The organism is Ruminococcus sp. Marseille-P6503 (assembly GCF_900604945.1).
Taxonomy (GTDB): Bacteria; Bacillota; Clostridia; order Oscillospirales; family Ruminococcaceae; genus FB2012.
Map to the genome: position 1 here is coordinate 870,179 of NZ_UWPB01000001.1, position 14,543 is coordinate 884,721.

The window sequence follows — 14,543 nt, forward strand, 5'->3', positions numbered from 1 at the left end:
ATGAGTAATACAAAAAACGCTTTTGTTACAATTGCCGGAAGACCTAACGCCGGCAAATCATCTCTGCTTAACGCTTTGGTAGGTGAGAAGATCGCAGCGGTCAGTGCAAAGCCTCAAACTACAAGGACTAAAATAACCGGAGTAGTGACCAGAGGAGATATGCAGTACGTTTTTATGGACACTCCCGGTATGCACAGAGCTAAAAACAAGCTGTCGGAGCATATGATGAAGGCTGTCAGCGATTCCGTCGCCGATGTTGACATTGTACTGCTGGTAGCCGACTGCACAAAGCCGATCTCTCAGAGCGAACGGGAGCTTATTTCAGGCGTCAGCCGTAAAAGCAAGGTCATTCTCGTTCTGAATAAGATAGACTTATTGCCGGACAAGTCCTCTGTGATGCAAAAGATCAAGGAGTATTCCGAGCTATACAATTTTGAAGAAATAATACCTGTAAGCGTTATTGAGAACGACGGAATAGATATTATTATTTCTGCCGTGGACGCGCTTGCCGTTGAGGGACCGCATTATTTTCCTGATGATATGCTTACGGACCAGCCTGAAAAGGTTATAATGGCGGAAATAATCCGCGAAAAGGCGCTTAATAATCTTAATGAGGAAATACCGCACGGGATCGCCGTAACGATTGAAAGCCTCAGCGAACGCGACAGCAAAAATGGCGAGGCTATTTTGGATATTTCAGCTGTTATCTACTGTGAGAAGGAATCGCATAAGCGGATCATTATCGGAAAAAACGGCTCAATGCTAAAAAAAATCGGCGGTGAAGCCAGAACGGAGCTAGAGAAGTTTTTCCAGATAAAAGTAAATCTTCAGTGCTGGATAAAGGTTAAAGAAGGCTGGAGAAACAGGGAAGGCGTCATAAGGAATTTCGGTTTGTCGTAAATTCTGAAAAAATTTCCGTTTATAACTCTTTTGCTGTATGCAAACAATATAAACAGTTTCGATAAAAGGGAGCTGTTAAAAATGAATCTATGGGAAAAATTTTTTAGAAGCGGTAAAATTGAAGATTACCTAAATTATAAAAATTCCGAAGAGGGAAGGATAGATGAAGACCTTTAAAGGACTTGTGATTCGGGAAGCGAGCCGCGGTGAATCCAGCAAATCAATAACGGTCCTGTGCGCGGAATACGGAGTTATTGATATTTTTGTGAGGAGCGGAATGAAAAGTCTTAAATCATCGTCCGCTACTCAGGTGTTTTCATATTCCGTATTTTGCGCCGATGAAAAAAAAGACTCCCGCGGCCGTGTAAACTATTATCTGAACAGTGCTGAGCCGGTCAATATTTTTTACAGAATCAGGCTTGATGTCAAGAAAACCGCGCTGGCAAGCTATTTTGCTGACCTGCTTTGCTATTCGAGAATTGAAAATTCCGATTGCAGCGAGGTTTTAAAGCTTACGCTCAATTCATTATATTTTCTGGATCAGGGAACCAGAGAACCGGATCTGTTAAAGTCGGTATTTGAATTCAGACTGCTTTGCGAGCTTGGGTTCAGACCTTATCTTGTTGGCTGCAACCATTGCTATGCCTACGAAAGCGATATCATGCATTTTAATTTCAAGACCGGTTTGCTTGAGTGTGAAAAATGCTGCCGTAATCCCGACAGTATTTTTGATTACAGGCTTGACAGAACCTTGCTTTATATCGTCAGATATATTGCGCTTACTGACTACAGCAAGCTTTTCAATTTCAAGCTGAGCGACGCTTATTTGAAAAAGCTTGCTGATTTTACTGAAAAATTTACAGGCTATTATTTTACAAACGATTTTGAAACATTACGATTTTACAAAATAATTTAGGCGGTGAAACCTTGAATAAATATTACGAAACGCTGGAGCTACATAAGATACTGGAAATGCTTTCAAACGAATGCTCCAACGATAAAACCAGACAAATGGCGCGGAATATTGTTCCGTCGGACGATCTTTTCACAGTGCGGCGCGAAGTAAATAAGACGGTATGCGCTCTCGATTTATCGGTGAAATTCGGCACGCCTGTATTTTCCGATATAAAAGATATTTCCGCCGCGCTTAAACGTGCTGATTTCGGAGCGGTTCTGTCTATTAAAGAGCTTCTGGATATCAAGCGGGTGCTGCGGCAGATAAATATGCTTTCCGACTGGTATAAAAATATAGAGAATCATGATAATATGCTTGATTATCTCTTTGAAGAGCTTTTTCCCAATAAGTATCTGGAAAGCAAACTCGAAGAGGCGATTATTGACGAAAATACTTTGGCAGACGACGCAAGCCCTGAACTGGCGTCAATAAGAAGAAAAATTGCCAACTCAGGAATCAAGATCAGAGAAACTCTTGATAAGATGATAAAATCGTCTAGTGTAAATAAATATCTACAGGACGCTATAGTTACGATTCGTGACGGAAGATTTGTTCTTCCGGTCAAAAGCGAGCATAAAGGACAAATCAACGGTCTTGTTCATGATACGTCCTCAACCGGCTCGACGCTGTTTATTGAGCCGATGTCCGTTGTTGAAGCGAATAACGATATCAGAATCCTGAAGGGCAGAGAACAGGATGAGATTCACAGAATTCTTTCTGAGCTATCATCTGAATGCGCTCAGATCAAGGAGCAGCTTTCTTCCGGATACAATTCGTCTGTCGAACTCAATCTTTACTTTGCAAAGGCAAATCTTGCCGCTAAAATGAAAGCGTGCGCGCCTGAACTGAACGATGAAAATATAATCGTTCTCAATAAAGCCCGCCATCCGCTTATCAATGCTGACGATGTTGTGCCTATAAACTTTTCAATAGGCGGAGAGTATAACACACTGATAATTACCGGTCCGAATACGGGAGGAAAGACTGTCGTACTGAAAACGGCAGGACTTCTTACACTTATGACAATGTGCGGACTTTTAATTCCGGCGTCGGACGGAAGCAGAATCTCGATTTATAAGAATATACTGGTCGATATAGGGGATCAGCAGTCGATAGAGCAAAGCCTTTCTACCTTTTCCTCTCATATGAACAGAGTGATTGAGATACTGAACAAAGCCGATCACAGAAGCCTGATACTGCTGGACGAGCTGGGCTCGGGAACTGATCCTGTAGAAGGCGCCGCTTTAGCCGTAGCTGTAATAGAAAAGCTTAAGGCTCGGGGTTCAACGACCATAACCACCACGCATTATCAGGAGCTTAAAATGTATGCCCTTGACGCTCCTGACGTTGAAAATGCGTCGTGCGAATTTAATGTTGAAACCCTCAAGCCTACCTACAGACTTATTATCGGCGCACCGGGCAAATCAAACGCTTTTGCCATATCGTCGCGTCTTGGAATGCCTGAAGAAATAATCAAATATGCCGAATCGCTAATTACTTCGGAAAACAGAAAATTTGAAGAAATAATAGACAGCCTTGAAAAAACCCGAATTAGTCTTGAAGAAAACAATAGAGAGGCGGAAAAATACAAAAAGGAATGTGAGGAGCTTAGGCTTCAGCTTATTGAAGAACGGCAGCGTTTGTACAGCGAAAAGGAGGAGGAGCTTGAAAAAGCCAGAAAAACCTCTGCGGATATAGTAAACAGCGTTCAGCGACAGTCGCAGAAACTTATTGACGAGTTAGAAAAAATAAAAAAAGAAAAGGAAAAATCAGGCTTTTCTGATAAGGTTATTGACGCAAGAAAGCTTCAGAAATCAACAATGAATAAGCTGTATCTGGAGGCTAATCCCATATCAGAAGGAATAAATGATAATTACGTTTTGCCAAGACCTCTGAAAAAGGGCGATAATGTATTAATAGCCGACACAAACAGAAAGGGAATACTTGTTTCTGTGCCTGACAGCAAGGGAATGTGCTTTGTTCAGGTAGGAGTAATGAAAACAAAGATCGATTCGTCAAAGCTCAGGCTGATAGAAAAGACGAATACAAGGAGCAATAAGCAGCGGAAGCCTAAGTCATACGTTTCCGCGACCGGCGTAGAAAACCGAATGACGAGGAAGGTTCAGACTGAGCTTGACATCAGAGGCTATGCGGCAGACGACGGTTTATATGAGCTTGATGATTTTCTTGACAACGCGGTTATGTCGGGAATAAATATAGTTACTATCATACATGGAAAAGGAACCGGCGTACTGAAAAATGCAGTACGAAATCACTTGAAGCATCATCCTCATGTAAAGTCGTCACGAAAAGGCGTTTACGGAGAGGGAGAGGACGGAGTTACAGTTGTAGAACTGAAATAAAAGCGGCAGAAAATAAAATCTGCCGCTTTTTTGCTTGACTTTTTTACAGAGAAGTGATATACTGATATCAACACTAAGTTGCACTAAATAAAAATTTAGTGAATCAGGGAACTGCAATTTATATAACAAGGAGCGTAAACAAATGAAAAAGGAATACATGGAAGATTGCCCGGATTACCTTGAAGGCTTTCTGATCAATCTTAAAATCGTAAAGGATCGCGCTGACAGAACCGAAGAGGCTTATTATATCGATTTAAGAACTTTTTTGAGGTATCTGAAATTTAAGAATAACTTAGCGTCTTCAAATACAGATTGGCATGATATAAAGATCGCTGACGTGCCGTTGAGCCTAGTTAAAAAATTTACGCTGAACGACGCATATCAATATTTAAGATTTCTCAAAGACGACCGGAATAATTCAACTGCCACCAGAGCCAGAAAAACCTCCGCCTTAAAGCAATTCTATATTTACCTGCACAAAAAAGCAAAGCTTATAGACGAAAATCCCCTGACAGATCTGGAGCTTCCCAGAGTGAAAAACAAGCTGCCCAAATATCTTTCTCTTGAAGAAAGCTTGTCCTTGCTGCGGAATGTTGATTCTAAATTTCAGGAGCGTGATTTTTGTATCATACTTTTGTTCCTGAACTGTGGAATGCGTCTGAGCGAGCTGGTAGGTCTTAATCTCAACGATTTCAGCAAAGATAACCGTTCGTTAAGATTATTCGGAAAAGGCAGCAAGGAGCGGATAGTGTTTCTGAACGATCCTTGCATTGAAGCGCTGGATAATTATTTGGAAGTTCGTCCTGATGTGGACTGCAACGCTATGTTTTTGTCCGCTAATAAGACAAGAATTTCCAAACGCCGTGTTCAGCAGATAGTTGAGGAAAACCTGAAACGCTCAGGACTCGGCAATCTGGGAATAACTACGCACAAGCTGCGTCATACGGCTGCAACGATAATGTATCAGCACGGCAATGTGGATACATTGGTGCTGCGGGATATTTTAGGACATAAAAGCATAGCTACTACTGAAATATACACGCATCTGGCTGACGATAATCTGCGAAAAGCCGCAGAAAACAATCCGATTGCCGAACAGCTCAAAAAGAACAAAAAGTAAAAAAGCTACTTCAGTTATCCTTCGCTGACAGTATTCAGATCCCTGCTGTCAGCTCTTTTCATATACCTTTTATCAAAATCAGCTGCGCTTATAGGTCTGCTGTAAAGATATCCCTGACCGATGTCGCAGCCGAGCTCACATATGAGCGCTTCATTCTCCGGAGTTTCAACACCCTCGGCGACGGTTGAAATACCAAGCTGACCTGCCATGAGTATCGTCTGCTGCATAATCAGTCTGACGCGTTTCTGCTCCTGATCGGACGCGTTCAGCAGAAAATCCCTGTCTAATTTCAGTTCGTCTATCTTCAGCTTTCCGAGAGTGTTAAGAGATGAGAAACCGCTGCCGAAATCATCAAGTGAAATACGGAAACCTTCTCCCTGAAGCTGAAGTATTTTGGCATTTATCTCCTCAATATTATTCAGCGCCAGTCCTTCCAGAATTTCCAGAGTAATAAGCTGAGCGGGTATATTATATTTATTGATCAGAGCGATCAACGTACCAACATAGTCCGATTCAAAAAACATAAGCTTTGACTGGTTTACTGAAATCGGTATAGGCTCAATTCCTGTTTTTATCCACGAATCAATCTGTTTGCATACCTGCTCCAGCATATATGTGTCCAGCTTTGCGCAAAAGCCGTTCCGCTCAAAAAGTGGAATAAACTGATCGGGAAAAATCATTCTGCCGTCGTTTGTTTTCCAGCGGACTAAAGCCTCCGCACCGCTTAGCATACCGCTGTGAAGATCCTTTTTAGGCTGTAAGAAAAGCTTGAACTCCCCGTCTTTAAGCGCCTGATGCATATGGCTTTCTATATAGTTCTCCAATTCTTCCTTTATGTGAAGCTCGGAATCAAAAAACCAGATTTTGCTTGAATGAGCGCCCTTTGCCCGATCCAGCGCAAACTGCACATGAGTCATAAGGCAGTCGGCAGTTTCTTCAGGATCAGAACATTTAGGAGAATCCACCACTCCGCAGTAAAATGCCAGCTGATAATTTGTCTTACTGATCTCGGCGCTGCGTTCAAATTCACTGATCAAAGAATTCAGGCGGTTACGCACAACTTCGGCTTCAGTTTCCCTGAAAAAAATATAAAATCTGTCAGAGGTATCATGGCAGAAAAACTCGTCGTTATTTAAATGACGCTCTGTTATTTCTTTTATCTGGCACAGCAGCTTATTAGCTCTTTCCTTTCCGAATATCTCATTGATAAAAGGAAACTGACGAATACTTACCGCAGCAACACTTCCGCCGGAATTACCCAGTGATTCGTTAAGTCTTTGACGAAAACGTGACAGGTTTTCAGCTCCCGTAAGAGAATCATAATAAGCCAGACTCATCATATCCCGATTATAATTGCGCAGAAGCCGGTAACCGTACAGCATAAGAAAAATGACCAGAATCAGCACAACGACAAATGTGACCTGCGTCACCATCGCGGAGGCAGATAAATTAGCGCTCAATCCTTCCCCTGTATTTACACAGAACAGATACCATCCATTGATTCCGACAGGCTCCAGCAGAAACGGATATGACTCTCCCTCGTAAGAAAAACTGGAAAAGATCCTTTCCTGATTCTGTAAGGCTTGCGTTACCTGACTTTTTGAGTCTTCAGAAATATAAGGTCCGTCAAAAATAGAAGAAATTTTCTCCTGTACAATCATTTTTGAAGAACGGATCAGAAAATTACCGTCAGCGTTAAGCATATGTATATATCCACCGCCGCCTAAAACGGTGTTGCCGGATAAAATATCGGAAAAAATCTCAATATGATCGCTGGCTCCCAGCGCCCCTATAATTTCATCGCCGTCATAGATCGGCATACTGTAAACAAAAACACTGCTATCTGAAAACAAGCTTTCAAACAACTGTGAAACCGAAGTGGTACCCTCCATCGCCAGCTTTATGACCCTCTGCCCTTCAGATGACAGTTCCGACAGCGATGCGTTGACTACAGGCTGCTGTCCTAAAGTAGATATTACTCCGTTTCCGCTGAGGTCATAAAATACGATAGTCAGAAAAGTATTACTCTGATTAGACTTATCCAAATGTTCTGCCAGAAGCTTTTTATCGTTGGCATAGCTGCTGTCAATAAAGGCAGAAATCGTGGAAAGAGTTTGAAAATCTGCCTCAAGCTGTTTGATAATTCTTGTTTTATATTCCTCAGCCTCTAAGATCACCTGCTCTTTTACCGAATTATTTCTTACGCTGTGCATATAAGCGGAGAAAAGTCCGCTGCATATAAGCAGCACAACAATAATGCAAAGAACAGTAATTATGGATCTTCGCAGTCTTTTCCGCAGCTTTTCTTCTATCATAGAATTCTCCTTTGGCGTAATCTGTTTCCGGTGCGTATGTTTTACAAGGGTTTGCTTATTTGTTATTTTATTATGTGATTTTGTTGTTGACGGGAAAGCAGTACTACTGTCTCCAAACGGCAAGAGAAAACAGGAAGTACGTCTACCGTTCCTCCTGGTATGCGGAAACTTATCAACTGCCATTTCGTTATTTCGTCCGTGTGTGGAAACTTATCTAAAGCAAGACCTACAATTTTCCTTAAACTAATCATCCTCTATTAATTTCCATATGAAATTGCCCCAATAATCTAGTATAAGTATTTCTTAATCAACGCTTTTAAATTTCAGAATCAACTAACAAGAAAAGCACCATAGAGTTTAACGTCCTTTTATCCCCAAATAATGCTTCAATCCTTTTAACGTAGCTTTCAACTTTCTTGACTAATATTTTTGTCCTGTAGCCAAAATGAAAGAATAACAATGGAATAAGCATATAGTAAAATTCTCCAACTTCATGTGCTTTCATATCAAGTGTCATTGTTTTTCTATCATACCATTTAGCTAAACAGACAATTTAATAATGTCTCTAAAACATATGTAAGGAACTAATCCTCGCTTTTAATGAAAATGTTACTTTTTAATGACATCTACTTAGTCAGCATCAGGGGAATAAGTAACCCCTGTTGTTAAATATTTATTGCTTAATAGCTCTTTAAATGGCAAAAATAATTGTTCGGAAAATTCATCTATATTATACCAACCATAATCTGCTACTTCCCTCTCCTCTGGGATAATAAAAGATTCTTTATCGATAATTGCCATCATCCATATAGAAATATAATGTGTTTCCTCATCTTGATGAATATCATTTGTCACACCTAAAAAGGTAAATTCATTTATTTTAATACCTATTTCTTCTTGACATTCACGCATAGCACAGTGAACAATAGACTCATTCTTTTCTAAATGACCGCCTGGAGTACTCCAACATCCATTACCTAACTTATTTTTTCTCTTAAGTAACAACACTTCTCCTTCCTTATTTTTTACTAAGACAGCCACTCCTACACCAATATCTCTCAACATATAATTCTCCTCCATTTAACATTTTTTATTTATTTTCCTATCTTATTCATCAACCCGAATGAATGGATTGTAAGGACTAGTAATATTATGTTTTTTTATCACATCATAAGGACCGGAATATGAAAGACCACAATCTTTTGCTAATTTCATGATAATAGGTGTTTCATTTTCGAAATGTATAACCGAAAGCAATGGTCCAAAGCTTGATATTGCTACAGCAAAATTTCTTTCCCAAAACATTTGCAAAGCAGATAATGTCTTTTCTTGCTGTAACGACATTTCTATTGAATTCCAACCAATGCATTGAATATGATTCAAACTAGTAGCAAACATAGTATAATCTTTTTCAATAATTGAAGGCAAAATGCCGTGATATAACTCGATTATTGAATTTACACCACATTGCTTATCTATAGGAGCGTTTGTATTCATAAAGGCATTTTCATTTTCTGGTGGCATAGCAACATCAGAACTTTCACCAAGCAAAGAAATTTTCCATTCTTCTGGAAACTCCCAGCTTCCTATAAACGTTGAAGGTTTTCTATTTCCTGGTGTATGTGATGGCAAATACCCAGATTTAGGGTTATATGGTTGTCCAGCATCAATACAAAAACCACCATAATAATGAGTTGACCAACTAATCAAACTAACACGTCCCCTGCCGCTCATCTCGATAATTTGTTTAGGTGTAACATACCAATTGTTCAAAGAACTGATTGCATCCATTGCAGTTAATATAATCTGTGTAGACGAACCAAATCCAATATGTTGTTTGACATTGGATTGAATATGTAACTTACAATTAATGTTTAAACCATGAGATTTTGCTGTTTGTAGTGCAAGGATCAAATTATGTTTTGTCCTTTCTTCGATAAACCCATTAGTTTCTATACATAACTCTTTTTCGGGTTCTGCAACAGCAACTGTAGGGTATGTATTAATAGCGATTCCAAACCCACCAAACATTCGTTTAGACGCTGCTGCCATGTCCACTAATGACCAATGTAATCTTGGATATCCATAAGCAGTTACTTTTTTCACATTTCCTCAATCTCCTTATCTACATAATACTTTCCAAAAATGTCACTATATATCCATATGAGAACCAAGTGTTAAGATAGTTCAACACAAGAAAACTTATTATCAAAAAAACCCTGTATGGCCATTTCGTCAAAAATTTTTCTCACAATTTCCTAAAGCTTAATTATGAATATTTCAATCCGTTTGCATTGTTAATTTGGAATACGCACAACTATATTAAATACTCTCTAATAGTCCGAAAAACATAGCTGAATGTTTTTTTTGCAACATCAATTTGATCTGTATCTGTTTTACCGACACCCCAATCGCTAATTCCCTTAATAAGAATCCAATCCTTTCTATACCGCTCAGCAACAGAAACCAATCCTACGCCCTCCATTTCGCCACCAATCAATTCCGGCTCTTGACTCATTAATTTTATTAGAAATTCTTCAGAATTCACAAGTTTTTCACCACTCGCAATGACACCAAAATGTATCTCGGACTCCTCCCATTTGAGAGCACTGTTTTGAAACCTATCTAAAAGCCATGGAGTTGTCGAACACTTATCGCCCCTTGGAATATAATTATCATCAACTTTTCCTGACTCATAATTCCATAATTGTTTAGAAACTAAAATGTCCCCAATATGTTGTTTCTCATTGCGCTTTGTGTAATTTCCAAAAGCTATCCCAGAAAAAATAATAGTATCAATATCAATATTTGTTATTGCATCTGTAAGTGTTAAGATAGACGCTGCTGATCCCAACGAACCCGCTTCACATTTAACTATATATAATGAGAAATCCTTACCTATGTGAATATAAAATGTGTTATTTCCTATCACTTGTCTATGAAGGGATAAACCACTCTTTTCAGCAATATTTATAATGCTTCTGAATTCGTTCATGTTAGCCACAGGTAATAATATTTTTTTCGAGATTTCCTTTTCAGTAAATAAATTGTTCATGCCTTCCTCCATTCTCTCAGATATGTGCAGTTTCTTCTCAAGCATATATAAATACCAAAGTATATCTTCGATGGTCGAGAATACACCATAAAAATGTCTGATATTCTTTTTTCTCTCATTAATGTAATTGACAATCCTTTTCGATCTAACCTGCGAATTTGATAAAGAAAATTTTTTCTTAAAAATACATTGTAAATTGATAACAAGGGAATACAATCTGTTTATAACGACATTGAACCTCTCATCGTTTTTCCAGCAAATTAGTTTTTCCTCAAGTTCATTTCTCGTATAACTAGAAAAAATGGGTTCCAAAATGGAACAATAAATTTGATAGTCGTATATGCTTTCATTATCTATTCCATCATATCTGTATATATAAGGTATATTTTTAATGATACTTGAAAATGTAGATTCCAAATACTTTCTATTATGTAATTGTGAAAGTTCTCTCCCTATAATGTTTCGGGCAGATGCTACAATTATCGAGTCAACTCCACCATTTTGAAGATTTTCAAAAATCATATCAAATGATCGAATAGTAAGAGCCTGCTTGTCTAATATACCAAATCTTTGTGTTACAATATAATTAAGAAAATCCATATATGTTTCACAGTGTTCCAAGCGTTCTTGGCATATATGATTCTTTCTAAGGCCATCTTCTATAAATGCAGTAGTGGAACTGTCTATGATAAGAATACTTTCGGGGAAAAAGAGTCCATTATCGTCATTAAAATAAAACGGATATCTCTCTTCATCAAATTTGTATAAGTTTCGACGGCTAACAATCAACTCTTCCAATGAGTTATTACATGAGATTGCTGTAACAATATCTAATTCATTTAACTTTTTTAGATACCCAACAGTATGTGGAATGTCATCCTTACTTTCTATTTCAAATGTTAATTCCGCATATATTATTGGTGACATAAACAAAGAAGTAAAAACTATTTTCTCTATATCATCATCTAAGAGCTTACAATGTGTACTCTCTCGTACATCTCTATTTATAAAATGTAAAAGTACAGATTTTTGTATAGCGGCAACCTCCCTTTTATATTCCTAGATTTCTGCAAAACACTGTTCTATTAATCATAATTTCCCTTCTTCAACAAATAGCATATTCATTTGTTGCTTATTTTAATTTTCCCTCCATCCGAAAATATAAAAGCTTGCTCATAACCGACACCAAGAGTTTCAGCAATCTCCATCATCTCATCAAAGGAAACCGTGCCTCGTTTCAGCTTCTTATTAAAATTCTGCGGAGTCTGCCCAATCCGTCTACAAAGTTCCGCAAGGCTGATATTCATTCTATCACACAATTCTCTAATCATATCCGCTGTTGTCATAAACTCCCTCCATATCTTTTTTTATTATAAACCATACGGTTGATAAGCACAAGGTCTCTCTACCAAAATTTACAATAATTTAATAAAGCGCCCCGCAGTCCGTTTCCAGTCCGCAGGGCGCTATCCATTTTCTTCTTTATATTTCCACACGAATCTCCAATCCTGATTTGAATTCCACAACCAATTCTTCCTCATAAACCGTGACCTTTTGGATATATACTAAAAAAGTGGACAAGTAAGATATAATAAAAACATCAAAATAAAAGACAAGCAGGAGGAATAAAAAATGTCAAGAAAAAGCAAACCAAAGTACACAGAGGAATTCAAGCAAACAATCGTAAATTTATATCAATCAGGGAAAACCTATTCTCAGATAAGTCAGGAATACGGAATATCGCACAGCGCCTTAGCCAACTGGATAAAGAAGTATTCAGAGGTCAAAATGGACGATAACACTATTCTTACTGAACCAATGTCAATAAAGTGGACAAGAAAAATCAGAAAAAATTGGATTCAGCTTGAATAGGAGTCAAGCCGTTATTATGAGAATGAGGTCTTACCGAATTGTAAAAACCGTTAATGTATTGAAAAAGAGCAAGGTTTAAATCCTCAAGAGAAGAATAAGCCTTACGGTTAACCTCTTCCTTTTTCAAGTATTTGAAAAAGCATTCCATAACAGCATTATCATAAGGATGCCCCTTTGCCGAAAAGGACTGAATCATGTTCAGATTGTCCAGATGTCTGCGAAATTCAGAGGATGTGAATTGGCTCCCTCTGTCCGTGTGGAATATTATACCTATGGATTTACCTCTTGCGGCAACAGCCGCATTAACGGTATCTATCGCAAGTTTAGTATCAATTTTATTTGATAATTTGTATGCGATCACCTTCCTTGAAAACAGATCGAGAATTACGCATAAGTAATAAAATCTTCCCGCTGCTCTTATGTATGTAAAGTCGCATACCCACGCCTTGTTCGGAGCAGATTGATTGAAATTTTGAGACAAAATATTTTTGCATTCTCCATCGGAACCCGATTTTGATTTGTGCTTAAATGGCTTAACAGCGCTCATTTTGGGTAGGTTCATACTCTTCATCAGACGGTACGCTCTGCCGGCGCTGATGTTTATGCGATAATCACGCTGAAGACAAATTTTCATTTTTTCAGCGCCAAAACGCTTTTTAGTTCTTGTATAAAGCTCAAGAATACATTTGCGTATATGGCGGTTTTCCTTTTCGCGGTTGCTTTCATGATGATTTATGTATTTGTAGTAAGTACTTCGGTTTACACCGAGAACACGGCAAAGCGTTGTGATTTTGTGTTCACCGGAAAGCAGCTTAACGGCTTTTAATCTTTGTCTGAGTGAGGCGTGAATATCGCAATGGCTTTTTTTAATATTAGATTTTCCTCCTCAAGCTGTGCGTTTCGTTTCTGCAGCTCCTTGATTTGCTTGGAGGTAAGAATAGTGTTATCGTCCATTTTGACCTCTGAATACTTCTTTATCCAGTTGGCTAAGGCGCTGTGCGATATTCCGTATTCCTGACTTATCTGAGAATAGGTTTTCCCTGATTGATATAAATTTACGATTGTTTGCTTGAATTCCTCTGTGTACTTCGGTTTGCTTTTTCCTGACATTTTTTATTCCTCCTACTTGTCTTTTATTTTGATGTTTTTATTATATCTTACTTGTCCACTTTTTTAGTATATATCCAAATATATCAATGCTGTCGGACAGGTAGTCAAGGCGGTTACGGACAGAACTATCGCGCTTGACGAACTGAAAGCGGCAATAGCGGAAGCTGAAAAAATTGAAGCTTCTGATTACACCGAGGACAGCTATGCGGAACTGACAACAGCTTTGACAGCGGCAAAGGAACTGCCGGAGGATTCTGAAAAGGCAGATATCGAAGCCGCTAAAACAGCGCTTGAAACGGCTGTTGCGGGTCTGGTTGAAAAGACGGACGATTCCTCATCAGAGCCTTCATCAGAATCAACTCCTGATTCAGAATCAACGCCTGATTCCGAAAGCTCGTCCGATACAGACGCCGATCCGTCATCAAAAACAGAAGATGAATCAAGCTCAAAGACCGACGATTCGTCAAGCAAAACCGACGATTCGTCAAACGGCATCACGTCAAAGACGGATTCCGCAGGCTCCGACAGTAAGGCGGGGATAACGGGAATTGCCAATAACTCAGGAGCCGGCGGAACGTCCAATCCCAACACCGGGGCAGCTTCGGCTGCGGCAGCGGGAATAATTCTGTTGTCAGCAATCGGCGTTATCGCCTCAAGAAAGAAGTAACCTCCTTTACATCTTCATGGTTTATTTCACTGCTTCCGACTTGACTTTAGCGCTGAAAGCAAAAACAAGGGTACAGTTATCTGTGCCCTTGTTTTGTTATGTTGTTATTTGTCAAATTAAATCCGCATATTTCAATTTTATAACGTTCGCCAACTTGACAGTTAAATATAGTGAAAAATAACGGGG

The 14,543-nt window shown here is 38.9% G+C and carries 12 protein-coding genes; 6 read left to right on the forward strand and 6 right to left on the reverse strand.

Annotated features, from left to right (window positions below; translation table 11 throughout):
- The 4 genes from era (at position 1) to EIH25_RS04075 (ending at position 5,338) form a co-directional block, all read left to right on the forward strand.
- Complete coding sequence (gene era, locus EIH25_RS04060; RefSeq protein WP_124098810.1) at positions 1-900, forward strand: GTPase Era; 900 nt, start codon at positions 1-3, stop codon at positions 898-900.
- A gap of 163 nt (positions 901-1,063) precedes the next feature.
- Positions 1,064-1,816: a DNA repair protein RecO gene (gene recO, locus EIH25_RS04065; protein WP_124098812.1), complete on the forward strand. Its 753-nt coding sequence runs from the start codon at positions 1,064-1,066 to the stop codon at positions 1,814-1,816.
- Positions 1,817-1,827: 11 nt separating this feature from the next.
- Entirely contained in the window at positions 1,828-4,218 is a 2,391-nt protein-coding gene (locus EIH25_RS04070) for an endonuclease MutS2 (protein WP_124098814.1), read from the forward strand.
- A gap of 142 nt (positions 4,219-4,360) precedes the next feature.
- Positions 4,361-5,338, forward strand: coding sequence for a tyrosine-type recombinase/integrase (locus EIH25_RS04075; protein WP_124098816.1), 978 nt, complete (start codon positions 4,361-4,363; stop codon positions 5,336-5,338).
- A gap of 14 nt (positions 5,339-5,352) precedes the next feature.
- On the opposite strand, the gene EIH25_RS04080 is transcribed toward EIH25_RS04075, so the two are convergent.
- The 5 genes from EIH25_RS04080 to EIH25_RS04100 all read right to left on the reverse strand — a co-directional run bounded on the left by EIH25_RS04080 (position 5,353) and on the right by EIH25_RS04100 (position 12,054).
- Positions 5,353-7,653: a GGDEF domain-containing protein gene (locus tag EIH25_RS04080; RefSeq protein ID WP_164489147.1), complete on the reverse strand. Its 2,301-nt coding sequence runs from the start codon at positions 7,651-7,653 to the stop codon at positions 5,353-5,355.
- A 630-nt stretch (positions 7,654-8,283) separates the two neighbouring features.
- Positions 8,284-8,718 carry an NUDIX domain-containing protein gene (locus EIH25_RS04085; protein WP_164489148.1) on the reverse strand — a complete coding sequence of 145 codons (435 nt, stop codon included), beginning with the start codon at positions 8,716-8,718 and terminating at the stop codon, positions 8,284-8,286.
- Between the two features lie 42 nt (positions 8,719-8,760).
- Positions 8,761-9,759, reverse strand: coding sequence for a beta-ribofuranosylaminobenzene 5'-phosphate synthase family protein (locus EIH25_RS04090; RefSeq protein ID WP_124098822.1), 999 nt, complete (start codon positions 9,757-9,759; stop codon positions 8,761-8,763).
- A 211-nt stretch (positions 9,760-9,970) separates the two neighbouring features.
- A complete protein-coding gene (locus EIH25_RS04095; protein ID WP_243113099.1) occupies positions 9,971-11,635 on the reverse strand; it encodes a hypothetical protein in 1,665 nt (554 codons plus the stop codon).
- Between the two features lie 194 nt (positions 11,636-11,829).
- Positions 11,830-12,054, reverse strand: a complete 225-nt coding sequence (locus EIH25_RS04100; RefSeq protein ID WP_124098826.1) for a helix-turn-helix transcriptional regulator — start codon at positions 12,052-12,054, stop codon at positions 11,830-11,832.
- A gap of 286 nt (positions 12,055-12,340) precedes the next feature.
- On the opposite strand from EIH25_RS04100, the gene EIH25_RS04105 reads away from it, so the two are divergent.
- Positions 12,341-12,580 (forward strand): transposase, encoded by a 240-nt coding sequence (locus EIH25_RS04105; protein ID WP_124098828.1) that lies wholly within the window; start codon positions 12,341-12,343, stop codon positions 12,578-12,580.
- On the opposite strand, the gene EIH25_RS04110 is transcribed toward EIH25_RS04105, so the two are convergent.
- Positions 12,552-13,690, reverse strand: a protein-coding gene (locus tag EIH25_RS04110) for an IS3 family transposase (RefSeq protein ID WP_124098830.1) whose coding sequence is annotated in 2 segments (ribosomal slippage) — positions 12,552-13,438 and positions 13,438-13,690 — 1,140 coding nt in all. Because the reading frame shifts where the segments join, the coding sequence is not laid out codon by codon here. The two genes, EIH25_RS04105 and EIH25_RS04110, sit on opposite strands and share 29 nt — an antisense overlap.
- Before the next feature lie 223 nt (positions 13,691-13,913).
- On the opposite strand from EIH25_RS04110, the gene EIH25_RS04115 reads away from it, so the two are divergent.
- Positions 13,914-14,357, forward strand: coding sequence for an NPXTG-anchored protein (locus tag EIH25_RS04115; RefSeq protein WP_124098832.1), 444 nt, complete (start codon positions 13,914-13,916; stop codon positions 14,355-14,357).
- Positions 14,358-14,543: the final 186 nt, after the last annotated feature.

What these genes read in the sequence shown, in the direction of transcription:
- era (WP_124098810.1), top strand. Translation starts at nt 1, where the DNA reads ATGAGTAATACAAAAAACGCTTTTGTTACAATTGCCGGAAGACCTAAC.
- recO (WP_124098812.1), top strand. Translation starts at nt 1,064, where the DNA reads ATGAAGACCTTTAAAGGACTTGTGATTCGGGAAGCGAGCCGCGGTGAA.
- EIH25_RS04075 (WP_124098816.1), top strand. Translation starts at nt 4,361, where the DNA reads ATGAAAAAGGAATACATGGAAGATTGCCCGGATTACCTTGAAGGCTTT.
- EIH25_RS04080 (WP_164489147.1), bottom strand. Translation starts at nt 7,653, where the DNA reads ATGATAGAAGAAAAGCTGCGGAAAAGACTGCGAAGATCCATAATTACT.
- EIH25_RS04085 (WP_164489148.1), bottom strand. Translation starts at nt 8,718, where the DNA reads ATGTTGAGAGATATTGGTGTAGGAGTGGCTGTCTTAGTAAAAAATAAG.
- EIH25_RS04095 (WP_243113099.1), bottom strand. Translation starts at nt 11,635, where the DNA reads ATGTCACCAATAATATATGCGGAATTAACATTTGAAATAGAAAGTAAG.
- EIH25_RS04100 (WP_124098826.1), bottom strand. Translation starts at nt 12,054, where the DNA reads ATGACAACAGCGGATATGATTAGAGAATTGTGTGATAGAATGAATATC.
- EIH25_RS04105 (WP_124098828.1), top strand. Translation starts at nt 12,341, where the DNA reads ATGTCAAGAAAAAGCAAACCAAAGTACACAGAGGAATTCAAGCAAACA.